The organism is Fuerstiella sp. (genome assembly GCA_022447225.1).
GTDB lineage: Bacteria > Planctomycetota > Planctomycetia > Planctomycetales > Planctomycetaceae > S139-18.
The window spans coordinates 366,349-393,276 of sequence record JAKVAZ010000007.1 but is presented as its reverse complement, the minus strand read 5'-3'; the positions used below and the strand labels follow the sequence as shown (position 1 = coordinate 393,276).

General features: G+C 52.8%; 17 protein-coding genes. 8 read left to right on the top strand and 9 right to left on the bottom strand.

From position 1 onward, the window contains the following. Window positions 1-54: 54 nt before the first annotated feature. Window positions 55-3,000: a PQQ-dependent sugar dehydrogenase gene (locus MK110_08985; protein ID MCH2211424.1), complete on the top strand. Its 2,946-nt coding sequence runs from the start codon at window positions 55-57 to the stop codon at window positions 2,998-3,000. Window positions 3,001-3,206: 206 nt separating this feature from the next. Here the strand turns inward: MK110_08985 and MK110_08980 are convergent, their stop codons facing one another. Continuing rightward, entirely contained in the window at window positions 3,207-4,175 is a 969-nt protein-coding gene (locus MK110_08980) for an SMP-30/gluconolactonase/LRE family protein (GenBank protein MCH2211423.1), read from the bottom strand. Between the two features lie 99 nt (window positions 4,176-4,274). Continuing rightward, on the bottom strand, window positions 4,275-4,994 hold the full coding sequence (gene rnc / locus MK110_08975; protein MCH2211422.1) for a ribonuclease III: 720 nt from the start codon (window positions 4,992-4,994) through the stop codon (window positions 4,275-4,277). A gap of 408 nt (window positions 4,995-5,402) precedes the next feature. Between rnc and MK110_08970 the strand changes: the two genes are divergently transcribed. Further along, complete coding sequence (locus MK110_08970) at window positions 5,403-6,947, top strand: Do family serine endopeptidase (GenBank protein MCH2211421.1); 1,545 nt, start codon at window positions 5,403-5,405, stop codon at window positions 6,945-6,947. Window positions 6,948-7,008: 61 nt separating this feature from the next. Here MK110_08970 and trpA read toward each other — a convergent pair whose 3' ends face one another. The 4 genes from trpA to MK110_08950 all read right to left on the bottom strand — a co-directional run bounded on the left by trpA (window position 7,009) and on the right by MK110_08950 (window position 12,261). Further along, the gene (gene trpA, locus MK110_08965; GenBank protein MCH2211420.1) at window positions 7,009-7,827 is read right to left on the bottom strand and encodes a tryptophan synthase subunit alpha; all 819 of its coding nucleotides are present in this window, start codon (window positions 7,825-7,827) and stop codon (window positions 7,009-7,011) included. Window positions 7,828-8,016: 189 nt separating this feature from the next. Beyond that, window positions 8,017-8,622, bottom strand: coding sequence for a hypothetical protein (locus MK110_08960; GenBank protein MCH2211419.1), 606 nt, complete (start codon window positions 8,620-8,622; stop codon window positions 8,017-8,019). After that, complete coding sequence (locus MK110_08955) at window positions 8,619-10,997, bottom strand: M1 family metallopeptidase (GenBank protein MCH2211418.1); 2,379 nt, start codon at window positions 10,995-10,997, stop codon at window positions 8,619-8,621. The genes MK110_08960 and MK110_08955 overlap by 4 nt, the downstream gene beginning before the upstream one ends. 265 nt (window positions 10,998-11,262) lie before the next feature. Continuing rightward, on the bottom strand, window positions 11,263-12,261 hold the full coding sequence (locus MK110_08950) for a hypothetical protein (GenBank protein ID MCH2211417.1): 999 nt from the start codon (window positions 12,259-12,261) through the stop codon (window positions 11,263-11,265). Window positions 12,262-12,573: 312 nt separating this feature from the next. On the opposite strand from MK110_08950, the gene MK110_08945 reads away from it, so the two are divergent. The 4 genes from MK110_08945 (at window position 12,574) to ruvX (ending at window position 19,660) form a co-directional block, all read left to right on the top strand. Next, entirely contained in the window at window positions 12,574-16,203 is a 3,630-nt protein-coding gene (locus MK110_08945; protein ID MCH2211416.1) for a hypothetical protein, read from the top strand. A gap of 35 nt (window positions 16,204-16,238) precedes the next feature. Next, a complete protein-coding gene (locus tag MK110_08940; GenBank protein MCH2211415.1) occupies window positions 16,239-16,865 on the top strand; it encodes an HAD family phosphatase in 627 nt (208 codons plus the stop codon). Window positions 16,866-17,073: 208 nt separating this feature from the next. Further along, window positions 17,074-19,173 carry a redoxin domain-containing protein gene (locus MK110_08935; protein ID MCH2211414.1) on the top strand — a complete coding sequence of 700 codons (2,100 nt, stop codon included), beginning with the start codon at window positions 17,074-17,076 and terminating at the stop codon, window positions 19,171-19,173. Then, window positions 19,166-19,660: a Holliday junction resolvase RuvX gene (gene ruvX / locus MK110_08930; protein MCH2211413.1), complete on the top strand. Its 495-nt coding sequence runs from the start codon at window positions 19,166-19,168 to the stop codon at window positions 19,658-19,660. Before MK110_08935 ends, ruvX begins: the two co-directional genes overlap by 8 nt. 40 nt (window positions 19,661-19,700) lie before the next feature. Here the strand turns inward: ruvX and MK110_08925 are convergent, their stop codons facing one another. Further along, a complete protein-coding gene (locus tag MK110_08925) occupies window positions 19,701-20,639 on the bottom strand; it encodes a diadenylate cyclase (protein MCH2211412.1) in 939 nt (312 codons plus the stop codon). 164 nt (window positions 20,640-20,803) lie between these two features. After that, window positions 20,804-21,226 carry a hypothetical protein gene (locus tag MK110_08920; protein MCH2211411.1) on the bottom strand — a complete coding sequence of 141 codons (423 nt, stop codon included), beginning with the start codon at window positions 21,224-21,226 and terminating at the stop codon, window positions 20,804-20,806. A 316-nt stretch (window positions 21,227-21,542) separates the two neighbouring features. Between MK110_08920 and purH the strand changes: the two genes are divergently transcribed. Both purH and MK110_08910 read left to right on the top strand, forming a co-directional pair. Beyond that, on the top strand, window positions 21,543-23,114 hold the full coding sequence (purH, locus tag MK110_08915; protein MCH2211410.1) for a bifunctional phosphoribosylaminoimidazolecarboxamide formyltransferase/IMP cyclohydrolase: 1,572 nt from the start codon (window positions 21,543-21,545) through the stop codon (window positions 23,112-23,114). A 549-nt stretch (window positions 23,115-23,663) separates the two neighbouring features. Further along, the gene (locus MK110_08910; GenBank protein ID MCH2211409.1) at window positions 23,664-24,668 is read left to right on the top strand and encodes a terpene cyclase/mutase family protein; all 1,005 of its coding nucleotides are present in this window, start codon (window positions 23,664-23,666) and stop codon (window positions 24,666-24,668) included. Between the two features lie 44 nt (window positions 24,669-24,712). Here MK110_08910 and MK110_08905 read toward each other — a convergent pair whose 3' ends face one another. Further along, window positions 24,713-26,902, bottom strand: coding sequence for a hypothetical protein (locus MK110_08905; GenBank protein MCH2211408.1), 2,190 nt, complete (start codon window positions 26,900-26,902; stop codon window positions 24,713-24,715). Window positions 26,903-26,928: the final 26 nt, after the last annotated feature.

The following is a 26,928-nucleotide window of genomic DNA, read 5'->3' as shown; positions in this document are numbered from 1 at the left end:
TGAAGTGGTCTTCTTACGGCCAGTTCCTATTTTCCTTTAGCCGAAGCTAAACCAATGCGTGAGGTCTTTGTGTTTCGAATCACAGGCGTGTTGTTACTGTTGTGCACTCTGTTTTCACAACTGAACTCCACAGAGCTGTCAGGAGCCGAGATATCGGAATACGGAATTCCGCAGCGTGCGAACTGGACCACGTCAGGAATCACAGGCTCACCGCTCCCCCCACTCCCCTACGTCGGTGAACGTGCGTTTCCAGCGCTCAAATTCAGCGGCTGTCTTGACATCACCGTCGCCCCTGGCAGCAATCGCATTTTCATCGTTGAACAGTCCGGAAAAATCTTTTCTTTCCCCAATGATCCCGATGTCAAACAAGCGAATCTGGTCATTGATCTTGCCAAAGAAATTGATGGTGTGCAGCAGACTTATGCACTCGCGTTTCATCCGGATTTTGAGCAGAACCGCTATTGTTTCGTTTGCTACATCAAAGCATCGAACCAGGACGATGGAACGCATGTTGCAAGATTTCGGATGACGGACACCGATCCACCAACAATCGACGTAAATAGTGAAACAACAATCCTCACCTGGTGGTCGGGTGGGCACAACGGCTGCTGTCTGAAGTTTGGTCACGATGGATGCCTGTACATTTCCACCGGGGACGGCGGGGCACCTAATCCACCGGATCCGAAAAAGGCCGGCCAGGATGTCAGCAACCTGCTTTCAAACATTCTGCGTCTGGATATCGACCACGCTGAAGATGGAAAAAATTATCGCATCCCGGCGGATAACCCGTTTGTCGGTCTACCAAACGTTCGCGGTGAAATATGGGCATATGGTTTTCGCAATCCGTGGCGAATGAGCATTGATCGCAAAACAGGTGACCTGTGGGTCGGAGATGTGGGATGGGAATTGTGGGAAAGCATGAACCATGTCGAACGAGGAGGAAACTACGGCTGGGCTATCAAAGAAGGACCAGCCTCAACTAATCCGGAGTGGCAGCGCGGGCCCACACCAATCCTGCCTCCAACGATCGCACATCCCCATTCCGAATCATCGTCGATTACAGATGGACTCACGTACTACGGTTCGCGTCTAAAAGAGCTCTACGGTCATCACATCTACGGTGACTACGACACCGGTAAATTCTGGAGCTTACGATACGAAAACGGAAACGTCGTCGAACATCAGGAGATCGCAGATACAACCCACCGTATTGCCGGATTTGGGGAAGATCACGATGGAGAGATGTATTTCCTGGATCACGCGGCGGGAACCATCAATCGACTGGTACCCAATCCCCGGCCGGACATTTCCGAAAAATTTCCGCACAAACTCAGTGAAACAGGTCTGTTTCGATCCACCGACCAACTGCTGCCGGAAACGGGTGTCATTCCCTATTCGATCAATGCCGAACCTTGGGCTGATTTTGCTGTGGCCGAACGACATGTCGGCATTCCGGATGACCTTTCCATCCGCCCCGATGGGGCAAAATGGTTGTTTCCAGAGGATTCCGTACTGGCCAGAACGTTATCAATCGAGATGCAGCAGGGAGATCCCGCTACACGTCACCGCGTGGAAACTCAGATTCTGCACTTCGATGGCACTGTATGGAATCCTTACACCTACAAGTGGAACATCGAACAAACAGATGCCACGCTGGTCGGTGCGTCCGGTTCCGAATTCACTCTCGAAATTGCCGATTCCGATGCTCCGGCCGGAATTCGAAAACAGACCTGGAGATTCGCGGGACGAGCAGAATGCCAGCGATGTCACAATAGCTGGTCCGGTCCACCTCTGGGCTTCAATACAGCACAACTGAATCGACATCACAACTATGGTCGGGTTTCAGCTTCTCAACTGGAAACTTACACACATATTGGACTTATCGAATCCCTCGCGCCTTCAGAGAACAGTCCCCAACTGACGAATCCGGTTGACACGACAGCCTCTGTCGAGGATCGAGCACGGGCGTATCTCCACACCAACTGCTCCCATTGTCACCGCATGCATGCAGGCGGTTCGGTCCTGTCAGAAATGCAGTTCGACCTTCCACTCGACAATACAAAGATGATCAACGCCCGCCCTTCCCAGGGAACTTTCGGCATCCATGGGGCCCGAGTGATCACTCCTGGTGATCCGTTCCGATCAGTTTTGTTTTACCGCATCACCAAGCTTGGCAGTGGACGAATGCCAAAAATTGGCTCAACCGAGGTCGACCTCAACGGTATTGCTCTGATACAGGAATGGCTGAGTCAGCTGCCCCGGGAAGATACGGTAAAGTCTCCGGCTCCGTTCAGCATCCAAAATGCAAAGCACCTCAAACAGCTCCGGCAGGCCGATTCAGCGACAGAACAGTCCGAAGGTCTGATTCAACTGTTCTCTTCTACAACCGGGGCACTCCAGCTGCTGCGGTCTGTGGATCGCGGTGAGTTATCTGCAACAGTCGCGGCAACCACGATTCAGTTGGGTACACGGCACAGTAAACCGGAAGTTCGTGATCTGTTTGAACGATTTTTGTCAGTCGACAATCGTGTAAAACGACTTGGTAATGTCGTAAAACCCGAGCAAATCCTGTCACTTACCGGCGATCCGGTTCGCGGCAGACAGCTGTTCATGCAGTCAGACAGCGTATCGTGTCGTAACTGCCATCGCATCGAACAGCAGGGCAGGGAAGTGGGTCCCGACCTGACAGCCATCGGAAAGAAACTCAACGCTGGTCAGTTACTGGAAAGCATTCTCGATCCGTCCAGACAAATTGACCAAAAGTACATCAATTATCTCGCTGAAACCAAAGACGGTCTGGTCATCACAGGACTGTTGATCAGTAAGGATGAAAATGAGGTGGTCCTCAAAGATGCCTCAAACAAACTTAATCACATTCCGGCAACAAACATCGAAGAGCTACTTTCGCAGGAGAAATCAATGATGCCGGATCTGCTGTTTCGAGACATGACGGCTCAGCAGGTCGCCGATCTTGTGACGTATCTGGGAACTTTGCGTTAGCCGCCTCTACCGACAGTCACAGGGTTGTTGTGTCACAGTTCTACTGCATTACGACGCAGAATCCATAGTAACGGACGTACACATCATCCACCTCCACACAGGTCACGGAGATCCGGAATCTGATGGTCTCCGGCAATCAGCCGTTAAAGACATTTAGATGATGCAATGACGTATTTCTCCGAATACAGCGTAAGGAGTACGACAGCTCAAGCTTCCTGCAGAAGCGTCCCGATTGGAAATACGGGCTGATTTCCGATACTTTCGAATTCCGTGTCACCGATAAACAGACAGCCTGCGTTTGGCTGACGGTTGAGCCGTTCTGACGGTAAATGTTCCACCGCTGTCGTCAGTACAAGTTTGACACCGGAATCCATCTGCAGCAACTGGGGACACGTGACCTGGACCGCTCCCGGACACTCCCAAAGACACTCCATCTTTCCATCGTGGATTGCATACTGACGAGCTTCGCCACAGGCGGCATCCTGAGGATTATACATGGCCACGATCAGACTCTTGTGGTCCGGAGTCAGAATCATTCCGTCCGGAAACACATCCTCCGACGTCAGATCAACGATCACTGTCGGTTCACCAGTCTGACCGGACTGAATATCAAGTTCACTGACAGTAATTGTTTTGCGCGGCGAATCGATATCAAACAGCAACAATCCCTCATCGTTCTGAATGACAGCCTTTCCGTTCGAGCACAGTTGGTCATTGCGCAACTGTACCAACTGGTGGTCAGACGCACGCCAGAGATAGAGCCCCGCTTTGGGAGATGCAAACTCAAGGTCTTTGCAGCCAAAGATTAAATTTCCGCGGTACACAACACCATCGTTGATGATCGTATTTTCAACCGCCGTATCGATGCCGGATGCAAATTCTGTCCAGATGCCGGTGGATATGTCGAACAGTCCCAGTGATCGTTCGGCACCGCACACAAACACTCCCGGTCGGTCAGCAGGAAACGCAAATCCGGGACGTCCCGGAAGTTCAAATGATTCGTCCCGGGAGGTCACCGGATCCAGCAGATGAATGGAACCGCAGGTCGACTCAGAGCCATGTTGAATAGCCACCCAGCTGAGTCGACCGTCAGGGCACGAATAGGGACCTTCCGGAAGAAATCGGAAAGCGTCGGAATCCGGACGCAGGAGGATTTTACAGGGTCTTCGATTCATAGTGTTTCCTGTGTTTCAGTACGTAAGTGAACTCAGTACCGAGCGTACTGTACATTGTTGTCGACTCGATCTCTGGTACGGTCTGGATTCTGCTGTTGTTCAATCCGGATCCACCACCAGCAACTCAGGATTGATTATCTGTAACGCATTCATGGCAGCTTTCTGTTCTGCTTCCTTCTTGGTTCGTCCCCAGGCTGACTCAAATTGCCGGCCGTCGAACTCAACAACACTACAGTATTCCCGTGCATGATCCGGCCCCCGCTGATCGACGACCACATATGTGGGCCCGATGCTGCGTCTGCGCTGAGTTTCTTCCTGCAATATACTCTTGTAATTCTCCGGCTCACCGCTGGTACAAATTTTTAGCTCTTCGTCAAAACTCCTCAGGATAAAGGCTGTAGCCGCCTCAATACCGCCATCCAGGTAGATTGCTGCAATCAGCGATTCGACCAGAGCAGCATCAATGGATTCCGGAATTGCCTGGAGTCCGCGTCCCACCAGAATCAGATCCGCTGCCCCCAACCGACGGGCCACACGTGCACAGGTTGTTCGGCTGACCAGGCTTGATTTTTGCTGAGTCAACTGTCCCTCACGTCGATCCGGAAACTGTTCATACAGATAACGACAAATCACCATTCCCAGTATTGCATCACCCAGGAATTCAAGGCGTTCATTGCAATCCAGTCGGGATGACGCACAGGAACTGTGAGTCATTGACTGTTGCAGCAGTGTCTGACTGCGAAACTCGTAACCGATGCGTTCCTCGCACAGTTTCATCTGCCTGATCACTTGTTCAGAACTGGAGAGATCGGTCGACATTTTTCCTGCGGTCAAATAAGGGAAATGAACGGGTCTGCAACTGTCCTTAAGCCACACGATGACTGATTCTGCAAAATTCGGGCCTGGTACTCGATAGCTTTGTGAATCCGCTGGCCAACGGCTGTAGCTATTCGACGGCTCTGAACAGCAGCCAGACTTCGAACAATTGCGCATCGCGGATGCGCAATGCGGCACGAATTGACGGGTTTCTGTTTAATTTTACGAAAAGAATAGAAGAAGTCCCACAGTGTTGCAGCCATCAGTATCCCGAACCCCGCGGAAAAATTGACACGGAACCCCGTGGATTCGGCAACTGACTGGTATTACCGGCCAGCCATCGGTTTTCCCCGCAGTCTCAGTGGGAAATTCATGCATAAACATAAAACCTTTCAATATGGGGAGATCCTAATGACAACTCGAACGACTCGAACATCTGTGTTTTCCGCCGTGTGTGCGGCACTGGTCCTGTCGGCGGTCACCTGGATTCAGCTGGGACCTGGTGGTCATGCGATTGCCCAATCCGGACTTCAAAAGGTTCCAGGAACAGACCATGCACTGGAACTGTCCAACGCATTTCGACATGTCTCGAAACGATCCATGCCGGCTGTTGTCTCCATTGCCACAACCGGTAAGCTCATCCGTGAAACGATTGACCGAAGAAATCCATTCGGAGACGACGAACTGTTCAGACGATTTTTCGGTGATAGTCCGCAATTTCGTGAGTTTCTGGAACAGGGCCCCATGGAGCGTCGGCGACGATTACCTGGTGGAAAAGGCTCCGGATTCATTATATCGGCCGACGGCGTGATCATGACCAACAGTCACGTGGTACGGGATGCAGAAGAAGTCGTTGTTCGACTCAGTGACGGTCGAGAGTTCTCCGCTACCGATATTCGTACCGATGATGACTCCGACGTGGCAATCGTCCGAATCACAGTGGATGAACAATTGCCCTTTCTGGAACTCGGCGATGATGCAGGAATGGAAATCGGTGACTGGGTTCTCGCATTCGGTAGCCCCTTCGGACTACACCGAACTGTGACTCAGGGCATTATCAGTGCTAAATCACGTGGACTGCAGCGATCTCAAACCACACAGGAATTCCTGCAAACCGACGCAGCGATTAACCCAGGAAACAGTGGCGGTCCGCTTGTGAATCTTCATGGACAGGTCATCGGTATCAATACGGCAATTTCCACCGCATCAGGAGGATACGACGGAGTTGGTTTTGCGATCCCGATCACAGCAGCCAGCTGGGTTGCCGACCAGCTGGTGGAATCCGGAAGCGTACAACGAGCGTATCTGGGAATCCGTATGCAGCAGATCGACGCCACTCTGGCTGAACATTTGAATCTTTCGGTTCCGCAGGGAATCCTTGTCACAGACGTCATCGTCGACAGTCCTGCAGAAAAAGGAGGCTTTCAGATTGGGGACGTGCTGATTTCCGTAAATGGCAAAACGATCACGAACTATCGATATCTGATTGGACTTGTTGAACGACTGCGAGCCGGGCAGACGTATTCTGTTCGTGTTCTGCGAAACAACCAGGAAATCGAACTGAGTATTACAGTGGCTGTCAAACCGAATGACCTGGCTGCACTTCCTCTGAAAACAGAGACACCTGTGGAATCTGATGCAACAGCCCGATTCAACGAGTTCGGCCTGACTGCTCAGAACATCACCGCCGAACTTGCAGAACAGCTCGGAACAATGGCTGCAGGTGTCGTGATTACCTCCGTGCGACCCGACAGCGGGGCAGAAAAGGCCGGACTTGAACCCGGCATGTTGATTAGTCGAATTGGCAACACCAGTATCACAAACGTAGACGATCTGGAACGGTCCGCTCAGACAGTGACAGGTTCTGATAAGGTGCTGATGCTTGTGCGAACCAGGAGTGGCGATGGCGACATGCTGTCACGGTTCGTCTCCGTCCCGATTGGCAGCGGAGAGTAACGAACCCGGCTGGACCAGGTAGTTGCAAACGGACCGTGAGCCGACTGCAGCGACCGAACCTTCAACGACCTGAGGACGGTTGAACTGCAGCGGCAGCGGCATTCATACCTCTAGCGAATTCTTTGACAGAATCCACAGCAGCAGAGGACGAATTCGCTTCAGAGATAAGCCGCACGATCGCTGATCCCACAATAATTCCGTCTGCATATCCTTCCAGCTTCGCAACCTGTATCGGACTACTGATCCCAAACCCCACAGCAAGAGGAAGCGTAGTCTGTCGACGCAGCTCTTTGAGCTGACCTGCCAGTTCGTCGGGTAATTCGTTACGGATACCGGTCGTACCAGCCACTGAGATGCAATAAACGAAGCCACGGGCTGCACTCAGAATTGTACTGGTACGGTCAGTTGTCGTCGTTGGAGCAATCAGCTGAACGAGATCCAAATTGTATTGTTGTGTCTTCTGTGAAAAATCCCCGGCTTCATCCGCAGGAAGATCAGGAATGATTAACCCGCTGAAACCGGAGTCCCGGGCTTTGCAGAGAAAATCATCGACGCCATAACGATAGACGATGGCAAACGACACCATCGAAAAAACCGGTGGCATTGTATCGGTGGGAAGACCGTCAAGCATCTGAAAGATCCCATCGATTGTGATTCCTGTACTGAGCGCTCTGGTATATGAAGCCTGAATCACGGAACCATCAGCAATCGGGTCACTGTACGGGAACCCAAGTTCAATCAAATCGACTTCGCAATCGGCCAGTCCCCGCAGAACACAAGCCGTTGTGTCCAAATCCGGATCGCCCGCAGTGATAAACGGCATAAATGTCATCCGACCCTGTTCGGATGCGGCAGCAAACACATCAGATGCAGATGGCATAGATTAAAATCCTGCGAACCGTCCGGTAATCCGGACATATTGTTACGCCCCTGTTTCCACGGTCACGGCGTAGCTTCAGAAACTCATATCAAAGAAACACCGGATAAGTGAAAACCGGTCAAATGTCAAAAGGATCCGGTCAGAGACAACAGCCTAGCGGCTAACTAAAGAATCGCAATCGCTGGTCGGTCAGTGCCCCTGAATCATGACTGGTGAGCGCTGCGTTCCGGAGACAGGATACGGCTGAGCAGTTAATTCCAGAACGGGCTGATCGAGACTGCAGTGCCCGTACCTGACATTCTTTCCGTCACGTAGTATGACGTAGTGAACCGATTCCGGTCGAACGTTCAAAACACACCAATTCTGCAGCCGAAGCTGAGACATGTCAATTCCTCCGATGCCGTCATTTTCCGCGATATCCGCAGGTCGTGTCAGTGTGCCCCCTCTGGCCGGAAGATATTCAAAATACAGCCATACCGTCTGACGCTGCAGTTCGCGTCCGATCCACCGGACCCGTCCAACACGGGTGGAATCACGGTCCGTGATTTGAAAGTGCTTCGACATCCACTTTTCAAGTTTTTTGTCGATATCCTCTGACATATCCAGCCGAAACCGCTTACCGGTCTGAACAGACAGACTGTCTTCCAGTCCGGCCGCATCCAGCTTCATGGCCACTTCAAAACGCTCCGAGACAGGATTCCATTCGACTTCCGTCAACTGTGTGTGCCCCGGATGTGCGTCCGTCTTTGCGGCCCCCGCGACAACCAGCAGAATAAGCGTCAGAAAACATCTCACGACCCTGTACTCTCCTCATCCGATAAGTTTTCTTCTGCCTCTAAATCGCTGTCGTCATCTGAGCCAGATCCTGCCTTTTGCATTTCGTTCTTTTCTTTTTTCTCTTTGTAGAGCTGAAAACGGCTCCTGCTAATTTCAGGTGGATAGATATTGTTGGAAAGATCGGTATCAGCAGATTCCAGACGAGGATCCAGCTGTACAGATACAATTTCCCGCTCACTCACAACCAGATGCGACACGTTTTTCGAGTTTCGGACCCATATCTCAGCCGGAAGTCGCAGCTCTTCGGTTGTATCGTCTTTGTAGTTCAGCTGCAGCACAACCGGCATGACCAGCCCGCCGCGATTTTCAAGATCGATCAGGTAAAAATTCTGACGGTTCTTAAGCAGTGTCCTCCTGTCAGGTTCCAGATCACTGAACATCTTTTTGTATTCCTGCAGTTCCTCTTTCGTAAAATCCAGCTCGTCGAACGCGTTGTAGAAGTCCGACAAATCGGGATAAAGATCCGTTCGTTTTGACAAATCGGCATTGCGCCGGCGAGAAAGCGTCTCCGGTTCCGCCTCCCGTGTTTCCTTATTCAGCCGACTGTTTTCTTCGGGGTCCCCCGAGTCTATGTTAAAACGTCGCAGACTGGTGACGGCGATATCCACATGGTCCGTCGTATAGAACCAGCCGCGCCAGAACCAGTCCAGATCCACACCCGAAGCGTCTTCCATCGTGCGAAACAGGTCTGCCGGACCGGGACGTTTGAACATCCATCGCTGAGAAAACTCACGAAAAGCAAAGTCAAATAATTCCCGACCCAGCACGGATTCACGAAGAATATTCAGGGCCGTGGCCGGTTTGCTGTAAGCATTGCTGCCAAACTGCAGAATCGATTCAGAATTGGTCATGATCGGAACCTGATTCTTACTGGCCATGTAACGGACAATGTCTTTCGGTTCGCCCCGCCGCGACGGATATCTGTCTTCCCATTCGACTTCAGCCAGATACTGCAGGAACGTGTTGATACCTTCATCCATCCATGTCCACTGACGTTCGTCTGAATTCACGATCATTGGAAAATAGTTGTGTCCCACTTCATGGATGATGACGGAAATCAGACTGTATTTGGTACGTGCTGAATAGGTTCCGTCCTTTTCCGGCCGCGGACCATTGAAACAGATCATCGGGTATTCCATCCCGTAGACCGGACCGTTCACCGAATAGGCCACGGGATACGGATATGGAAATGAATACCTGGAGTACACATTCAGAGTATGAACAATCGCATGTGTCGAATATTTACTCCACAACGGTTCTCCTTCATTCGGATACAGCGACATGGCGATCACGATGTTGCCATGAATATTGCGGCCCCAGGCGTCCCAGATAAACTTACGCGAACTGGCAAATGCAAAGTCACGAACGTTGTTTGCAGAATAGATCCACGTTCGTGACCCTGTGCCGGGTTCTGCTTCATTAGCCTTTGCTTCATCCGGGGTCACTATGAATACCGGAGCATCTGCGCTGCGTGCCTGTTCCAGTCTTTTGCGCTGTTTTTTTGTGAGGACCTGCTCAGAATTCAGCAACTCACCCGTGGCCCCCACAATGTGATCATTCGGCACTGTGATTCGAACGACGTAGTCACCAAACTCCAGTGAGAATTCACCTCGGCCCAAAAATTCCTTGTGTTGCCAGCCCTCCGAATCGGAATAGGCGCAGAGACGCGGGAACCACTGGGCAATTTCGTAAATATAGTTTCCGTCGTCCTCAAAGAATTCGAACCCGCCACGAGTTCGGATTATCCCTGCGTCCGGAATATTGTACTTCCAGGATACAGTGAACCGGAACTCCCTGTCAGGTTTCAAAGACTCAGACAGATCAACACGCATATGTGTGCCGACGACCTGATACCCGAGTCTGGTTCCATTCACAGCACTCGTCACCGATCTGATGCGACACCCCCCCCTGAATCGACGCGTATATAATGTTGCGCGGAGCCGATCGAATGTCATTCGGTCCCGGATTACTGCGGACTGATGCCTGTTACTGTTCGAGTCAGGATGGAACCTGTTGGCATCCAGCTGAAGCCACAGATACTTAAGCGTATCGGGAGAGTTATTACGGTAAGTAATCGTTTCCTCACCGGAAATTTGCTGGTGTTCATCATCCAGAGTCACATTAATGTCATAGTCAACTTTCTGCTGCCAGTATTGATGACCAGGAGCACCTGAAGCAGTCCGCACTGAGTTGGGCGTGGGCAGCACTTCTGTTAACTGTCGAAATTTGTCGGACTGACCGTATTTACGGTTGACCACCGATTGTGCGCATGCCAAGGCCGGCATGATCATCGCGAGTACCACGCTGATCAAAGTTCGGTGTACACGGTTCATGCGGAATCTCCTGGCCCAAAAACATCATTTTCCGGAAATACGATCCGGCCCGGAGTACGTCTGAGTTCACGGGAACGTCTGTTTCAGGCCCCCCGTTTTCTCCCAGTGACTGGATTTGCAGACCGGCCACTTCTGGGCCAAGTACTGCCGAAACCTGACCCGATGGCCGAATCAGTTTCACATAGCAATGTCCGACAACACTGCAGTCACTGCAGAATTCACTTATCACGTGACACAACGTCTGCGGAAACATCAGACATGTCGGTCAGAGTCTCATGCGACCATCCTGCACCGGTGCCCCGATCCAGTTCAACGACCGTTGCCGTGTGCTCTGCCTGCCTGTCCAGAGGACCGAAGGCGATTGTCGAGCGCGACGAATTCGTAAAGTCAGTCGCAAATCTGCAGTTGACATGTCGTGTTTTACACGAGCCTGAGACTCTGAAAGGACGCCACGCAACAGGTCACCCCGGATTCGTGTCTCGGCATCAGCAGGAGGGGCGAAAACATCGTCATCCCTATTTTCTGTGGATTCAGACTCGGCACCTTCGTCTGTTGACTCCGTGTCGTAAATCGGTTCATTCTGCTTTGGTTTCCGCGTATCAATGTCGATCGCATCATCGCTATCAAAATTAAAGTTCTCGGCAGGTGCTTCGAAGGGTGATCTCCGACCATATCCACCGTCAACGCCGAAATCATCGTCGGCCGATGACCGCTCGTCCTCAGCTTCCAGTCCGTTAAGGCTCCCGGCATCCTTCGGAGTACTGTTACCTCTACCTCGCCGAAGAAACTCGGGCTTATCCTCATCCGAACGTAGTTGTTCCTGTCCGTTACGTCCGGATCCGTCACGGTTCCGGGTTTTGTCACTGTTGTTATCCTGTTTGTCCCAACCAGGGTCTGCTTTACTTCGCTCATCGTCGTCAACACCATCCGGAAAACCCGGATCGCGGGCCGGATCCGGCAGCTTATCGGAGCCGTTGGAAGTCCCACAGGCCGCACCACAATCAGCCCCGCATCCGACGCCACAGGAAGAATTGCAAGCCGATGAACAGCATACAGAGCCCCCGTAATAACCGACACGACAGGGAACGGCATAGCCCATCGGACCACAGCCACTGCCCCCGCAGCAATTCCCATAGAATGGCGCATAGCCGGCCCCCCAGGCTCCAAAAAAAGGAACCGGAAAACACCAGCCCGCGACGGCATTCGTCGGAAATCCACAGACACCGATACAGACCGCAAAAGCAACTGTTGTCACAAACCTCATACTGACCTCACATCTAATATCCGGCGCAGGACACAGAGTGGATAGGCCTCTGTCCCAGCCACACTCAGAACCACTGAGAGGCTGGCAACGAAAAATCCACCCCGCAGGTCACACCAATCAGGCATCCCCGCACAACCGAGTCCTTTGTTTTACCCGTCGAGAGACGCGTTTGTCAAACACCAAACGGGCGATATCACGATCCTCAGTCTCCCTTGACTCTCCCCAACCATAGTATTCCTGCCCTGACAACTGGACGCTGCCTGGCTGCGTCGGATATTGTGTTTCCGGACGGATTCAACGAGGAATAATGTGGTGACTCCGGATCTCACACATTTTGATGACAATACAACGTCGCAACTTCGGCTGGCCGTTCGACAGGCGGATACCGGTACGTTTTTAGTTGAACCCCGGGTGACTCGAAGACTGGTTCGGGAACTGGGCAACTTTGCACGTCTGTTACCCCGCATTCCACACACAGAAGTCTGTGTTGTTTCGGCAAATGACGTACGTGAACTCACCCATCCGGACGAACTGGGGCTGGATTCCTTTGAATCACTGCCCGACCCGGTCCTGCTCATTGCAGTTCCTGAAGAACATGAGGTGACCGGAACCTCTACACAGGACCAGATGATTCTCGTCTGGCGACGGCTTTTCCACGGAGCGATTGACCGGGCCGTCCGTGCTCTGATGGATTCCGGAAAGCTGACAAGAGCGCAGATTCAATCGCACATCGACCGTATTGGCCAGGTCGAGTTTGACGAAGTCCATGCTGTGCTGGCCAGCGAAAACCGACTGATCGATCCGGAATCACGGATGGAGGCTTTTGGTGAATTCATGGCGATCTGGTGGGAATTCAACCGATTTGCACCAGACCTGATTCCGATTTGGTTTCCCTCACTAACCCGGCGCAGCCCGGAGGAGTTAATTTCCGACGTCCGGATCGACCCGGATTTGATGTACAAGGTTACGCGTCTGACCGGCGCACCGGACCCCGATACAACATCTCAGGTCGTGCTGGACGAAGCCCAGCTGTCGGGTGTTCGCCAGGATTGGTTTGAAAGTGGCCCGGTCCGCCCCTCAGAACGCCGATTTCAAAGACTCCGACGCCGTCGCCAACGTGCAACTGAGAGAGGCAATACAGTGGCGGCCGGACTCGCTGCGATGTACGGAGCGGAATCTGCCACCACAAATGAACTGCGTGAGAATGCTCTGGAATCGGCAGAAGAAGACATTGGGACACTGGTGGCCCGCCTGCAGCGGGCGCTGAAATTTGATGTGAACGACAAAGATGCATGGCACGAGTCACTTCGGGAACTTTTCCGCAACGCAACACATGGATTCTGGAATACCGATAAGAAGCTACTGCATGACCTTCAAAAGGTCTGTATGGATTACGAACGGGTCACTTATCAGGTAGATCTCGTTAAGTGGATCGTTTCGCGAGGACAACGTTCGCTGCGACGCCCTCTCACCAACATTCGCGAAGTGATGATGGCCAAACATCTGGCTAATTCGGCAGCGAGACTGGTCTACATCCGTCTGTCCGGCAGGGAAAGGGAACAACTGACCAACCTTCTGCATGAAGCTGCGGATCTGGCGGAAGATCAAATGCGTCATCGTATTCGCCCCACACTTCGTCAGACTCTCCGCGAAGTTGGTTTCCGGCCTGGTAATATTCCGGAAGAGGTTGCCTTTGACAAACTTATCGAAGAATCACTCGACTGTATCGCTCACCGTGGTTATCTCACGATGGGCTATTTGCGTGACGCAATCAGTCGTAATGATCTGAAACTTGCCGATCTCACTCATCTGCGGGAATTGTTTCGGGGCGACCACCTGCTGCGTACAGACGATGAACTGGATGTCGCACTGGACGGCGTCTATCGCCGGGGCGAGTTTTATCTCCGAGGGCTGCAGCGAGTCAGTTCTCTGGCGTTTGGAACAAACGTCGGCCGCTTCCTGACCCTGTTTGTGGTTATCCCGTTTGGCGGATCGCTGATCATTGTGGAAGGTGCCCGCCATGTGATCGAAGGAATCAGCGACACTTCCACCGGAATGTCTGATGCAGACAGAGTAGACACCTCAGTTTCCGAATCTGACGTTTCTCTAACCACGGCCCCGCCTGAGGTCCCCGGAACCAAACGGACTCCGGATACATCTGAGAGCAATGATGATCCGTCCACAGATGAGACCGATCGGACAGATGTTGCGGGAACGATTGATGCTGTACACGATCACAGCAAGCTGACTGAGATCACTGAACGTCCCGCGACGCCGGGGACACACGATAACTATCCGTCTGAGCCATCCACTCATTTCCCACTAATCGTGGCAATCGGGCTGGCACTAATGGCGTTGATTCACCTTCCGGCTTTCCGACGTACTCTGGTCGCTCTGCTGCGGTCAGCCTGGAGTGTCGTTCATCTGGTTGCCTGGCAGTTTCCGGAGCGAGTACTGAAAATGCCGCTTGTTCGCGGGATCTGGCGCAGCAGGCTGACCATGGCTGCCAGACGTTACATTGTCAACCCCGGCATTGTTGCCGGGGCGACGGGTTATCTGGCTTCATGGAACATCTGGATGGTGGTCGCCGTAACAGTTGTTCTTAGCATTGCAATCAATTCCCGTTTGGGCCGTGATACTGAAGAGCTGGTTGCAGAATGGCTGGGAAGCACCTGGCACAACCTCCGCGCACGGATTGTGATGGCCGCATTCGACTGGATTGTTGACTTCTTTAAATGGGCGCTTTCCGGCGTCGAAAGGCTGATCTATGCGGTTGATGAATGGTTACGTTTTCACAGCGAGGAGTCCTGGCTGTCAGTCATCGTGAAGGCTGTCGTAGGAGTCGTCTGGTCGTTCATCGTTTTCCTGATACGAATTTACGTGAACCTGCTGATTGAACCGCAGGTCAACCCGATCAAGCATTTTCCGGTCGTCACTGTCGCTCATAAAATCATCCTGCCGTTGACACCCTTTGTGATCGAAAAGGCAGGAGGACTCCTCAGCAACTTCATTGGCACGGTCCAGGCGGATTTCGTGGTGGGAGCCACCTGGTTTCTGTTTCCCGGCGTCTTTGGTTTTCTCGTCTGGGAACTGAAGGGAAACTGGCGGCTGTATGAGGCAAACCGTGTGACACGACTGCAGCCGATTCCCGTTGGCAGTTACGGAGAGACGGTTGGTCGTCTGATACGACCCGGGTTCCATTCCGGCACAATTCCGAAAGCGTTTGCGCGACTGCGCCAACTGGAAAGACAGCCGGCTTCGTTCAGGCGGTTCAGTGAGCGGCGCGCATGGCAGGATACACTTCATCGGGCAGAACGCGATCTGTGTCGATTCGTGCAGCGCGATCTGCTGCGGCTGCTCAAGTCCTGTCCGGTGTGGCGGGACGCAGATCTGCATCTCGCCGGTGTCCGGATATCCTGCAACAGTATTCTCATCACACTTAACAGTGATTCAATTGATGGCCCGCCAATTCAGATCCTGATGCAGGAACAAGGTCACTGGATCGTTGTAACGGTTGGGCAACGGGGGCTGTTACGTAACGTGAGTCCCGCACAGCTGCACAGTTTTGACACAGCTCTTCTGGGTTTTTATCGCAAGGCTGGCGCGGAAATTGTACGGGAGCAGATCGAACGCAACCTGACAACGGTTCATCCCTATGATGTGTGTTCCGCCGGACTCATCGTCTGGCCCGAAGCCCGATTCGATCGAGAGGTGAACATCGATATGCACCGGCCCCATCGGGTTCGACCGTCACCCGCCCCGCTGGCAATCACCTACGGAATCGGCACGTCGTCTGTGGAGAACGTGCTGTTTTGCCGATCCAGTACAGACTGGTATGACTGGGCACAACTTTGGCAGACGAATTCGGAATCTCCCGAAGCAGGTCACCTGCCGCTCGCCTGTGTTCAATCCGCCAGATTGTCATTGTTGCGTCATTTCTGACAATCGAAGTGGCCTCATTAACGGGGTGTTGAAACATGATACCGATCCAAACCTGTATTTTTGACCTGGGAAACGTCCTTGTCTTTTTTTCACACGACCGCATGGTGCAAAACATTGTGCTGGCCAGCGGCGTCTCCGAAGAGGCTGTACGTGAATTCTTGTTTGACAACAGCATGCAGAGCGCCTTTGAAACCGGAAAAATGACTGAAGAACAGTTTCATTTTCAGTTTGAATCATTCACCGGCGCGTCCGTTCGAATCGATCAGATGCGGCTGGCGGTGGGTAACATCTTTGAACTCAACGCCCCAATGATTCCTCTGCTCGAAGAACTACAATCTAAGGGTATCCGTCTGGTGTTACTGTCAAACACGTGTGTGACTCACATTGAATTTGTGCGCAGCCGCTGGACTTTTCTGAACCTGTTTGACGACATCACAACTTCCTGGGAAGTTGGAGCACTCAAGCCGGATCCTCTGATCTATGAATCAGCATTGGCTCAGGCAAAGTGCGATGCCACGAACTGCTTCTATACTGATGATATCGAAGCCTACGTCACGCAGGCCGTATCAATGGGTATTCAGGCACACGTTTTCAAAGATGCGGTAACGACACGGGAAACACTGCGTTCTCTGGGAGTCAGGCTGGCTCCGACTGCAAAATGATTCACGGTGTGATCGGATCAGCAGCTTGCTCGTTACTGCCTAATACAACATTGACAACAAATAAAAAGATCCCTGCAATGCACCTGTTCCGATGGGGGAACCGGCACTTTGAAAAAAAGACGGTGACCGGGGGTAACGGACGTCACAACTGTTTGAGATCAGTTGTCCTGTCACTGATCTCTCCGTTCCAATTCACGGACATTCATGCATGATGATAATCTCGTTCAGCTTACGTCGCTTCTGCCGGGGATTTGAACTGTTTGTATTTGTGTTGACCTCGTGTGTCATCTGTGTGTGCAGCCTGATGGCATGGGCGAATGAGGGCCCCGCCCTGGATTCCGCCGCAGAAACTTCGGCGTCTCCTGAAGATCCGTTCCCCTCAGCTCTTCACGTACCTGATGGAATTCTGGAAGGCGGTACTACGTGGTTGAACACGTCCGTTCCGATCACGATGAAAAATTTGCGAGGAAAAGTCGTACTTTTTGACTTCTGGACTTACTGCTGCATCAACTGTATGCACGTACTTCCCGATTTGAAATATCTGGAAGAGAAATATCCTGGTGAACTGGTGGTGATTGGTGTTCACTCTGCAAAATTTGATAATGAAAAAGATTCGGAAGCCATCCGTCACGCGATCATGCGCTACGGGATCGTGCACCCCGTCGTCAATGACAGCGAAATGCTGATCTGGCGGAAATTCGGGGTCAGAGCCTGGCCGACACTGGCACTGATTGATCCTCAGGGGCGGTATCTGGGCTCCCGCAGTGGGGAAGGAAACCGCGAACTGTTTGACGACGTGATTGGACGAGTGATCGAATATCATCGCGCCATCGGTAAGCTGAACGAGAATCCGGTCGTTTTCGATCTTGAATCCGGAAGAGCCGCAGCAACACCACTAAAATACCCAGGAAAAGTGCTCGCCGATGCAGAGTCAGGCCGGTTGTTTATCAGCGACACCAGCCACAATAGAATTGTGGTCGCCGACCTGGACGGTCAGGTCCAGGAGGTGATTGGATCCGGACGGCCGGGCAGTTCCGACGGACAGTTCACCGAAGCGGAATTTGATCACCCGCAGGGTCTTTGCCTAGTGGGTACAACGCTGTACGTTGCGGACACCGAGAATCATCTGCTTCGTACCATTGATTTTAAAACCAGGACTGTCTCGACTCTTGCGGGAACCGGTGAACAGGGGCGGCCACAAGATTCTACCACGACTCTGCGTGAAACCCCGCTCAACAGTCCCTGGTCCGTCTGCCATGTGGACGGGACACTCTACATTGCCATGGCAGGTCCGCATCAAATCTGGTTCCACCAACTGGGCACCAGTGACATCGGTGTCTTTGCAGGCAATGCTCGCGAAGACGTTATCAACGGTCCGTTGAAGGAGTCCTCATTTGCTCAACCGTCGGGTCTGGCCGTGAATCATGACCAGACAGCATTTTTCGTGGTTGACAGCGAAGGATCATCGATTCGTAAAGTGCCGCTCGCTGGAGATGGCCGTGTTACAACGATTGCAGGTACGTCCGAACTGCCCCAAGGCAGATCCCTTTTCGCATTCGGTGACGTTGATGGCAACGGTGATTCCGCCAGATTCCAGCACCCCATCGGTGTGGCACGACGTGGCAACCTGCTGTATGTGGCAGATTCCTATAATCACAAGATTCGTACCGTCGATGCCAAAACGGGCGATGTTTTGACCTGGCTGGGTGATGGCACCGCCGGTGATCCAGGGTCAACAACACGGTTGAATGAGCCTGCAGGACTGAGTGTCGCAAATGACACCCTGTATGTTGCAGACACCAACAGTCATCGTATCTGTGCTGTCGATCTGGATTCGCGTGCGATGCGAGTCCTGCCGCTAAGCGGCCTGACGCCACCTCATCCGGTATCCCCGCGGAAGCCACTCGATCTGAGTCATGCAACACAGATCACCGAACAGAGCGTACAGCGAGGAAAAGAGGTCACGGTCCGGGTCAAACTGGCGATTCCCGACGGCGGACACCTCAATGAACTTGCCCCGGTGTCCTGGGAGGCTGAAAACATATCCGGACAAATTCTGGATTTCCGGCACGGTGCTTCCGGAACTGCAGCCGTTGAAGACTCGCTGGCACAGTTTTCACTGCCCGTTGCTGCTTCGGCCACTGCGGGTGAACTCGGAATCCGAGTATCCTGTGGCTACTGTCAAAAAGACGATTCTCTGTGTCGACTGGCAACGTCGACCTGGAGATTCTCTGTTCGCGCGGATGCTGACTCCCAGACCGTCATCAAACTCAATATGATCACGAACAGGGAAAAACCTGATGAATAATCAGCGCCCCGACCTTCTTCCTCAGCAACACACGGCAAACGTTCCACAGAAAGGTCGCCTGCTGGGCATCGACTACGGAACCGTACGAGTCGGTATCTCCGTCTGTGATGAGAATCAGCAACTTGCAAGTCCGCTGCACAACTACCAGCGAGTGAGTCGCCAGGCGGATCAACAGTTTTTTCGAAAACAGGTGAAGGAATACAAAATCGCGGGGTTTGTCGTCGGTCTTCCGTTACACATGAAGGGCGACGAAAGCCGTATTTCCTCTGAAGCCCGAAGATATGGTCAGTGGCTGAATTCGGTTACCCGGCTTCCGGTGACTTTTCAGGACGAACGCCTGTCCAGTGTCCAGGCAGATGTGCTCCTTTCTGCAACAGAGCTCACGAAGAAACAGCGAAAGGCTCGAATCGACAAACTTGCGGCTCAGATTCTCCTGCAGAACTGGCTGGACGGACGTCAGAGAGCGACGGCAGCCGGCGGTGAGTAACATTGCTACGTTGGACTTCACCATTCAGGCTGCAGTCGGGCTACGACTGTTCCGGAGGCGATTCTGTGGCCACATCATGCCATTTCATGGCAGCATGCAGAGGCTCGATGCGAAGTACAACCTTACCATCCTGAAAGACTCGCACAGTGCCGGTGGATTCGGAAACAGCCACCGCAACGGCTTCAGTCGCCTTGGAAACAGCCGCAGCTGCCCAATGACGTGATCCCAGTCCCTTAGACAGCGCCAGTCCGTCCGCAGACGCCCGCAGATGTCGTCCGTATCCGTAAACCACTCCATCGGACGAGATAATGAACGCGCCGTCAACCTGAGCCAGCTCCTTGATGCTTTCCCGCACGCGAGGATTACGGACCAGTCGCTCCTCTCTGGGATAGGCTCCCCCACGGAAAGGATCATGAACCTGTTCCTGAGACAGATTCAGAACCTTGCGGTGGTTACCCACCACAAAAATCGTTCCGACCGTTTTGCCTTCCCGACCTTCACGACCAATCTCGCACGCGAGGTCCACCACCTGACGCAAAGTATCAAGTGGCACCTGTGTCTCCAAACGCTGTAAGTCCCGGGACGTGAGCTTCGCCAGCTGCTCAGACAGTTCGATAACGCTGATCGTATCACAGCGATCATTGTCATACGACGAATAGACGGCCACGATCGTGTCACCGGACTGCAGGATTTCATCAGCAATGGCTTCAAGCAGGACCTGAGACACCTGAGTACTTCTGGTCTGAGGCTCATGCAGAATCGGTACCAGATCAACTTCGTCCTCGCGCACAGCCTCCTGAACAGACACATCGTCCGTTGCCACCACCAGTCGCGTGCCTCGCAGCAGTTTGCGGACGGCTTTGAAATTCACGGTCTCATCTGTCAGCAGAACCACAGCAGCCGCGTCGGCCAAGTCTGCCAGCCGTTGAGCAGACTTTAGAAGTTGTTCAACCTGAGGACCAATTATCCTGCGTTTCATGCCAAGAGTGTAGGAGAAGCAGCGACGTGGTCAACATTTGTGATTCAGGGTTTCATGCAGATTCGAAACCTTGCACAGATTTGTCTGCGTTGGAAGATTGACACGAGTCCGACATCCTCCGCAGTCAAATCCCGGCCAGCTCAGCCCGCAGATCAAGGGAAGTGCTACAGATCATCAACGCGGTCCAGCAGCCCGTTCAGGGTGTTCAACACGAATTCCCTCAGCCCAATGACCAGTGCACCGTAGACCAGAAAGTTCATCAGGATCACCAACACATCAGATTCGGGAAACAAATTGTTGTGGTAGACCGCAGGCAAACCATCAAGCTGATTTAAAACTTCAATCACAATCGGCGACATGAAACAAAACATCGATATAGACTTGGCATAGACATTTGTGTTCAGCAACAGAAAAACACTAAAGATTATTGGGCCGAAACAGATGAACAGCATCGTCAGCAGGCTGATCAGCGGAATGATGAAGAAAACGACAGTATAAGCACAGCTGATCACATCGGTACGCCGACGCTGCGATCGCTGAAGTAGCTCGCGTCTCACCAGAGGCAAATCGATGCTCGTTAGTGTCAAGTCTCTTCCCCGCTCATCCGAAACCATTTCATCAGCTTACTCTGCGGTACGAATATGCCACAACGAATGTCACCAAACCCGGCGTACCACGAGCGAGTTGTTCAGCATTGAATTCTGTGTAATTTTGATTCTGACATCCGGAAATGGTCGGACTTTGGATACGGAGAATCCATTTCCACGGCCCGGAACCGCCTGCCAGGGTTTGACCGACCTGTGTCCGGTCAGTAAATTTGACCAGCCGTGAACAGACTCGTCTTCGGACGCGTGTTCGCGGCTTTTTCAATGGATTTGCGGTTTAAGCCACAAGGCAACAATCATGGAACAGCCAAAACGGGCATTGGTCAGTGTCAGCAACAAACAGGGACTGGACGTATTCGTTCGTGGTTTGACAGAAATTGGCTTTGAGATCCTGTCGACGGGCGGGACCCGGCGATTTCTGGAAGATGCAGGAATCCCGGTAATCGATGTTGCCAGCTACACCGAGTTCCCGGAAATGATGGATGGTCGGCTCAAAACGCTGCATCCCAGGATTCACGGAGGCCTTCTGGGGCGTCCGACTCTGGAGTCCGATGCTGCGGCAATGTTCGAACACGGCATCATTCCCATTCAACTGGTGGTCGTGAATCTGTATCCGTTTGAAGAGACCATTGCCAAACCCAATGTCGAAATTCCGGAAGCGATCGAACAAATCGACATTGGTGGCCCCTCCATGGTGCGATCCGCGGCTAAAAATCACGCTCACGTAGGCATTGTCACATGTCCGTCGCAGTATGCAGACGTGCTGCGAAGTCTGCAGGACGGCTCGTTTAACGATGACTTACGACGCAAACTCGCCGCAACTGCGTTTCAACTAACTGCACGTTATGACCAGGCAATCGCCGGTTATATGGCGACCATTACATGTGATGCGGATGAGGACTCAGCCTGGCCGTCTACCTTAACGCCAACACTGAAACTCGAATCGACTCTGCGCTACGGCGAGAACCCTCATCAAAAAGCAGCGTTTTATGTGGAATCCTCACCGCATCCGACATCACTGGCCTGTGCCAGACAACTCAATGGGAAAGAACTGTCCTATAATAACCTAATGGATCTTGATGCGGCGCGAGCGACTGTCGCCGACTTCTCTGATCCGGCTGTCTGCATCATAAAACACACCAATCCGTGTGGTTGTGCGGTTGCATCAGATTTGTCCACTGCGTTCACCAATGCGTACGCGGGAGATCCTGTGAGTGCATTCGGATCGATTGTCGGATTTAATCGCACCGTTGATGCATCGGCAGCTGAGATCATGTGCGAACCGGGCCGATTTATTGAGGCCGTGATTGCCCCGGGATACGACCCTGATGCACTGGAAATACTGACCACCCGACCAAAATGGAAGAAAAATGTTCGGCTGATGCAGGTTCAGTTCTCGACCAGTGGCCGAAGCGCTGCTGACTACCGCCGAGTCTCCGGGGGACTGCTGGTTCAGGATCGAGACGATGAATTCCAGGACGATTCCGAATGGACCATCCCGACCAAACGCAGACCGACGCCGGCAGAATCGGCTGATTTGCGTTTCGCGTGGATCGTGTGCCGGCATGTCAAATCCAATGCAATCGTGTTCGCCAAAGACAACATGCTGCTTGGGGCCGGAGCAGGTCAAATGAGCCGTCTGGACAGTTCATTCATCGCCGCAATGAAAGCCGGCGATCGGGCGGCTGACGGAGTCGTCGCCAGCGATGCTTTCTTTCCGTTTCGTGATGGCGTCGACCAGGCAGCAAAGGCAGGCATCCGGGCCGTTATTCAGCCCGGAGGTTCTCGCAACGATGAAGAAGTCATCGCTGCCTGTAATGCACAGGACATGGCCATGATCTTCACAGGGCGTCGGCATTTCCGACATTGATTCAGCCCGGTTCATCTGAATGTTGCGTCACGTACAAAGTCAACAGCGTCTCACAAAACTGCGTCTGTCGTTTCCCGAATTCTAAGATGGTTCCTGAACAGCGTACGAATTGTCCGTTGACGACATCCCACTGTTGAACGGAACAATCAAGGCCTCTGATCACCGCCGCACAAAACGATCAAAACTGTGCATGAAGACTAGTTTGACTGTCGCGTGTGGGACACTCGTTCAAAACATGGACGATCCACCGAAGCCTGCCCTGGTCGTTGGGGGATCACCATGATGACCTGCCGAAAACCATATAAAAACTTTATTTCGATCCGGAACCTGAAGTCAGGCTTCATGTGACAGTAATTTCCGGAACAGTGTTCCCTGTGGTAATCACGTTAAACCGGGGATACCACGTGCCGTCGACCAGCAGCCAATGTGCAGAACCGCAATGCATCATGCAGGGAGTGTTCTCGTCGCAGCAACTACTATCAGGTATGATACCCCATATTGGTTCCGTTCCGGACGTCAGTGTCAACTCCTCCGTCGAAAAGACGATTGATGCGTTTGTTCATCTGTTTTCTGAGTCTGGTCATATGTCCCGCTGATCTTTTTGCAGATGACGATATCGATCAGACCGTACGTCAGGGACTCGATTATCTGGTATCACAGCAAAATCGCCAGGGTTACTGGATCGCCAATGAAGGTCAATATCGCGTCGCCATGACAGCGCTGGCAGGTACGGCACTCCTTGCGGAAGGATCCACAGCCACCACCGGTCGTTACGCCAGAGCGATCAGCAATGCCACAGACTACCTGGTTTCGATGAGTCGTCCCAATGGCCTGATTGGTTTTCGCGAGGACTTCCATTACACCTATGGGCACGGTTTTTCGATGTTGTTTCTTAGTCAGGTCTTTGGTGAGGAAGAAGATCTTAATCGACGCGAGCAGATCCGGCAGGTGCTGACCAGAGCCGTCCGTTTTTCTGCGGACGCACAGACATCACGCGGCGGATGGGGTTACGTGTCAGCCAGAGAAGGGGGTGGTTTTGACGAAGGATCGACGTGTATCACACAGGTCCAGGGACTCCGCGCCTGTCGCAATGCCGGGATTCCCGTCTCAGTCGAAATCATCCAGCGAGCCAAAAAATATATTGCCGATTGCACAACGTCCCGCGGGGGAGTGGAGTACAGCATTAAAGGTGGCGGGGAACGTCCGGCGATCACAGCTGCCGCACTGGCAGCTCTGTTTAATGCGGGAGAATATGATACAGATCTGACCAAAAAGATGAGGGACTACTGTGATAACACCATTTGGCCGAGACGGCCCGTATCCCATCGAGCATCCTTTTGGCATTATACGCACTTTTATTATTCACAGGTGATCTATCGACAGGGTGGCAAACGCTGGAAGGAATATCGTCAGCAGATAAACGAAGAACTTACCCGACGGATTCAACCAGGTGGATACTGGACCGATTCAGACATTGGACAAGTTTACGTTACCGCCATCAATTGTATTATTCTTCAGCTTGAAAAAGGTTATCTGCCAATCTATCAGCGATAGGAGTTGCCAGGTTCAAGGCATCCGTGAAAACACCTGTCATTGATTCAGGCCAGTCCGGCAAGCTTTCGGACGCACCAGAAGCATCCCAGCAACAGAATCAAGGCCCCTCCCCAGGCAGGATGGCTCCAAAGACGTACACGTCGTGTGATCAAATCCGGATCCGGCAGGCCGGACAACTGACCAACCAGTTCTTCAACTTCCGAGACGGTTGTCAGACTGCCGCGACTGATCTCCGAAATCTCTTTCAACACCTCGAACCTGGCCGGCTGTCCCGTACGTTCCCGCTCCTGTCCCTGAATCGAGATTGATGTCTCAAGACGAGCGCCCGTCTCAGTGCAGGTCGTGATCAACTCGTACCGACCACCCTCCTGGGGTGTAAACGTTCCCGTGAACAGGCCCCAGGAATCATCGCCCGCGGACGCCAGTCGCACCGAGTCCGTCTGTCCGGAAGGTGCTGTGATCTGAACAGAAACTGTACCGTCGCTCAGCGGCTCACCAGTATCTTTCATCACGTTGGCATTCAGAGTCAGCACATGGTCAGCTTCCGGACGATCGGGTGAATAAAACAGGCGCATCGATTCACCGGCAGACATGTTTCGCTGGTAAGCCATCCAGCGCACCACCTGGCCCCAAAACCGGTAGTGGTAGAGATCCTCCAGTCCCTTTCGCCAGCGCCAGGCGCCATCGGTCCCCATAAACAGAACCTTACCGGTACCCGATGTACGGGTGGCGATCAGAGGGACGCGACCAAATCGAGTGGAATCCGAATCGTGCGTAACCAGAACATCGGTACCGATCCGTGCACGTACCGTAGCCGCGTACCACTGAAATCCGGGCAATGACCGCCAAATCTCTTCATTGCGTTCATTGTCCGGCTCCAGTCGTGTCAACAGACTGCGACGTCCGGAGTCCGTCAGCGAGAACCGAGCAGGTTCCGCCACACCCACACCCTGAGGTTGTGTAGCATCCGGAATCACCGGATAGAGTTCATTGAGTTCCGTGGTAAAAAGCGTTTTCTGCTGGCCACGAAAACCGGGCAGAAAGACAAGCCCGCCTGCATGACTGCGAACCAACTGTCGAACGTTTTCACAATCTGACTGACTGAGCTGTTTTGTACTGACTCCAACATCCCCCAGAAACACAACATCGTACCTGAACAGTTCCGTTTCACCGGGAAACCGGTCCAGGTAACCTCGCCCGCCACCCACACGACCAAGTCCCGGATGAAACAACAGACAAGTCACCTGAACGCCGGGATCTCGTTCCAGAGCATTTCTCAAATAGCGGTATTCCCAGCGAGGATACGATTCGACAACCAGCACCTGCAACGCTTCATTACGAACAGTCATCGGCAGACTGACCACATTGTTGTCCGCTATCGTTTCTTCCGGAATAATCGGGATTGATAGTGTCAGTTCGTACTCGCCGGTCTTCTCCGGTTTCCATTCGATAATGTCATTAAACTGCCCCATCCCGGACACACGAACGGTCTTCTCCACGACATCAGTTTCCGAACCACCAACAGAGACAACCATCACCTGATCTTCAGGCAGCCAGTTTGTTAGTTGGAACGGAATTCGAACCGTCTTGCCTGGCAGACCGAAAGTGGGAGCCCCGCTGCTGGTCAGCTCGATGTCAGGCAGGTGGTCTTCACTGCCTATTCCGACAGAAAAGATCGGAATATTATGCATACGCAGGTCCGTTGCTGCCGACAGCGGTGAGCTTCCCGTGTTCCAGTCACCATCTGACAACAGGACCACGGCTCGCAGACCTTTATGACGGTCAGGAGTCGACGCCAACGCTGAATTCAGGTCCGTTCCGGCCGTCGAAACAGGGAGGTCCGATGAAAACGGTTCAAAAATCAACTTCATGTTTTTTTTCAACGGACTCCACAGACCGTCGACAAGCAGTGGCTGCACGGCATCAGCACGAGATATGGGTTTTACTGCCGACCTGCCGACGTTCGCCGGAAGCACATCACGTGTCTGCATGCTTCCTGACTGGTCATGCAGCACAACCAGAACCGGCTGTGCGTCCGGACGGACTGTCCGGATGATCTCCGGCTGGTTCAGTGAACAAACAACGAGTCCAATGAGGAGCAAACGAAAAAGCTCCAGAAACCCCATTGAGCGGGCGAATCCGCTGCGATTCCAGCTGACAAAGCAACAGGCAGCAGCAACGATCATTGTGACAGCTGACAAAGTCAGTGAAACTGGTGTCCAGTAAAACGTCATAAAGAAGATCTCAGGGCCTCAGACGC

What these genes read in the sequence shown, in the direction of transcription:
- rnc (MCH2211422.1), bottom strand. Translation starts at nt 4,994, where the DNA reads ATGTCGACCGATCTCTCCAGTTCTGAACAAGTGATCAGGCAGATGAAA.
- MK110_08970 (MCH2211421.1), top strand. Translation starts at nt 5,403, where the DNA reads ATGACAACTCGAACGACTCGAACATCTGTGTTTTCCGCCGTGTGTGCG.
- ruvX (MCH2211413.1), top strand. Translation starts at nt 19,166, where the DNA reads ATGAATAATCAGCGCCCCGACCTTCTTCCTCAGCAACACACGGCAAAC.
- MK110_08910 (MCH2211409.1), top strand. Translation starts at nt 23,664, where the DNA reads ATGCGTTTGTTCATCTGTTTTCTGAGTCTGGTCATATGTCCCGCTGAT.
- MK110_08925 (MCH2211412.1), bottom strand. Translation starts at nt 20,639, where the DNA reads ATGAAACGCAGGATAATTGGTCCTCAGGTTGAACAACTTCTAAAGTCT.
- MK110_08955 (MCH2211418.1), bottom strand. Translation starts at nt 10,997, where the DNA reads ATGAACCGTGTACACCGAACTTTGATCAGCGTGGTACTCGCGATGATC.
- trpA (MCH2211420.1), bottom strand. Translation starts at nt 7,827, where the DNA reads ATGCCATCTGCATCTGATGTGTTTGCTGCCGCATCCGAACAGGGTCGG.
- MK110_08940 (MCH2211415.1), top strand. Translation starts at nt 16,239, where the DNA reads ATGATACCGATCCAAACCTGTATTTTTGACCTGGGAAACGTCCTTGTC.
- MK110_08905 (MCH2211408.1), bottom strand. Translation starts at nt 26,902, where the DNA reads ATGACGTTTTACTGGACACCAGTTTCACTGACTTTGTCAGCTGTCACA.
- MK110_08980 (MCH2211423.1), bottom strand. Translation starts at nt 4,175, where the DNA reads ATGAATCGAAGACCCTGTAAAATCCTCCTGCGTCCGGATTCCGACGCT.
- MK110_08935 (MCH2211414.1), top strand. Translation starts at nt 17,074, where the DNA reads ATGATGATAATCTCGTTCAGCTTACGTCGCTTCTGCCGGGGATTTGAA.
- purH (MCH2211410.1), top strand. Translation starts at nt 21,543, where the DNA reads ATGGAACAGCCAAAACGGGCATTGGTCAGTGTCAGCAACAAACAGGGA.
- MK110_08950 (MCH2211417.1), bottom strand. Translation starts at nt 12,261, where the DNA reads ATGAGGTTTGTGACAACAGTTGCTTTTGCGGTCTGTATCGGTGTCTGT.
- MK110_08985 (MCH2211424.1), top strand. Translation starts at nt 55, where the DNA reads ATGCGTGAGGTCTTTGTGTTTCGAATCACAGGCGTGTTGTTACTGTTG.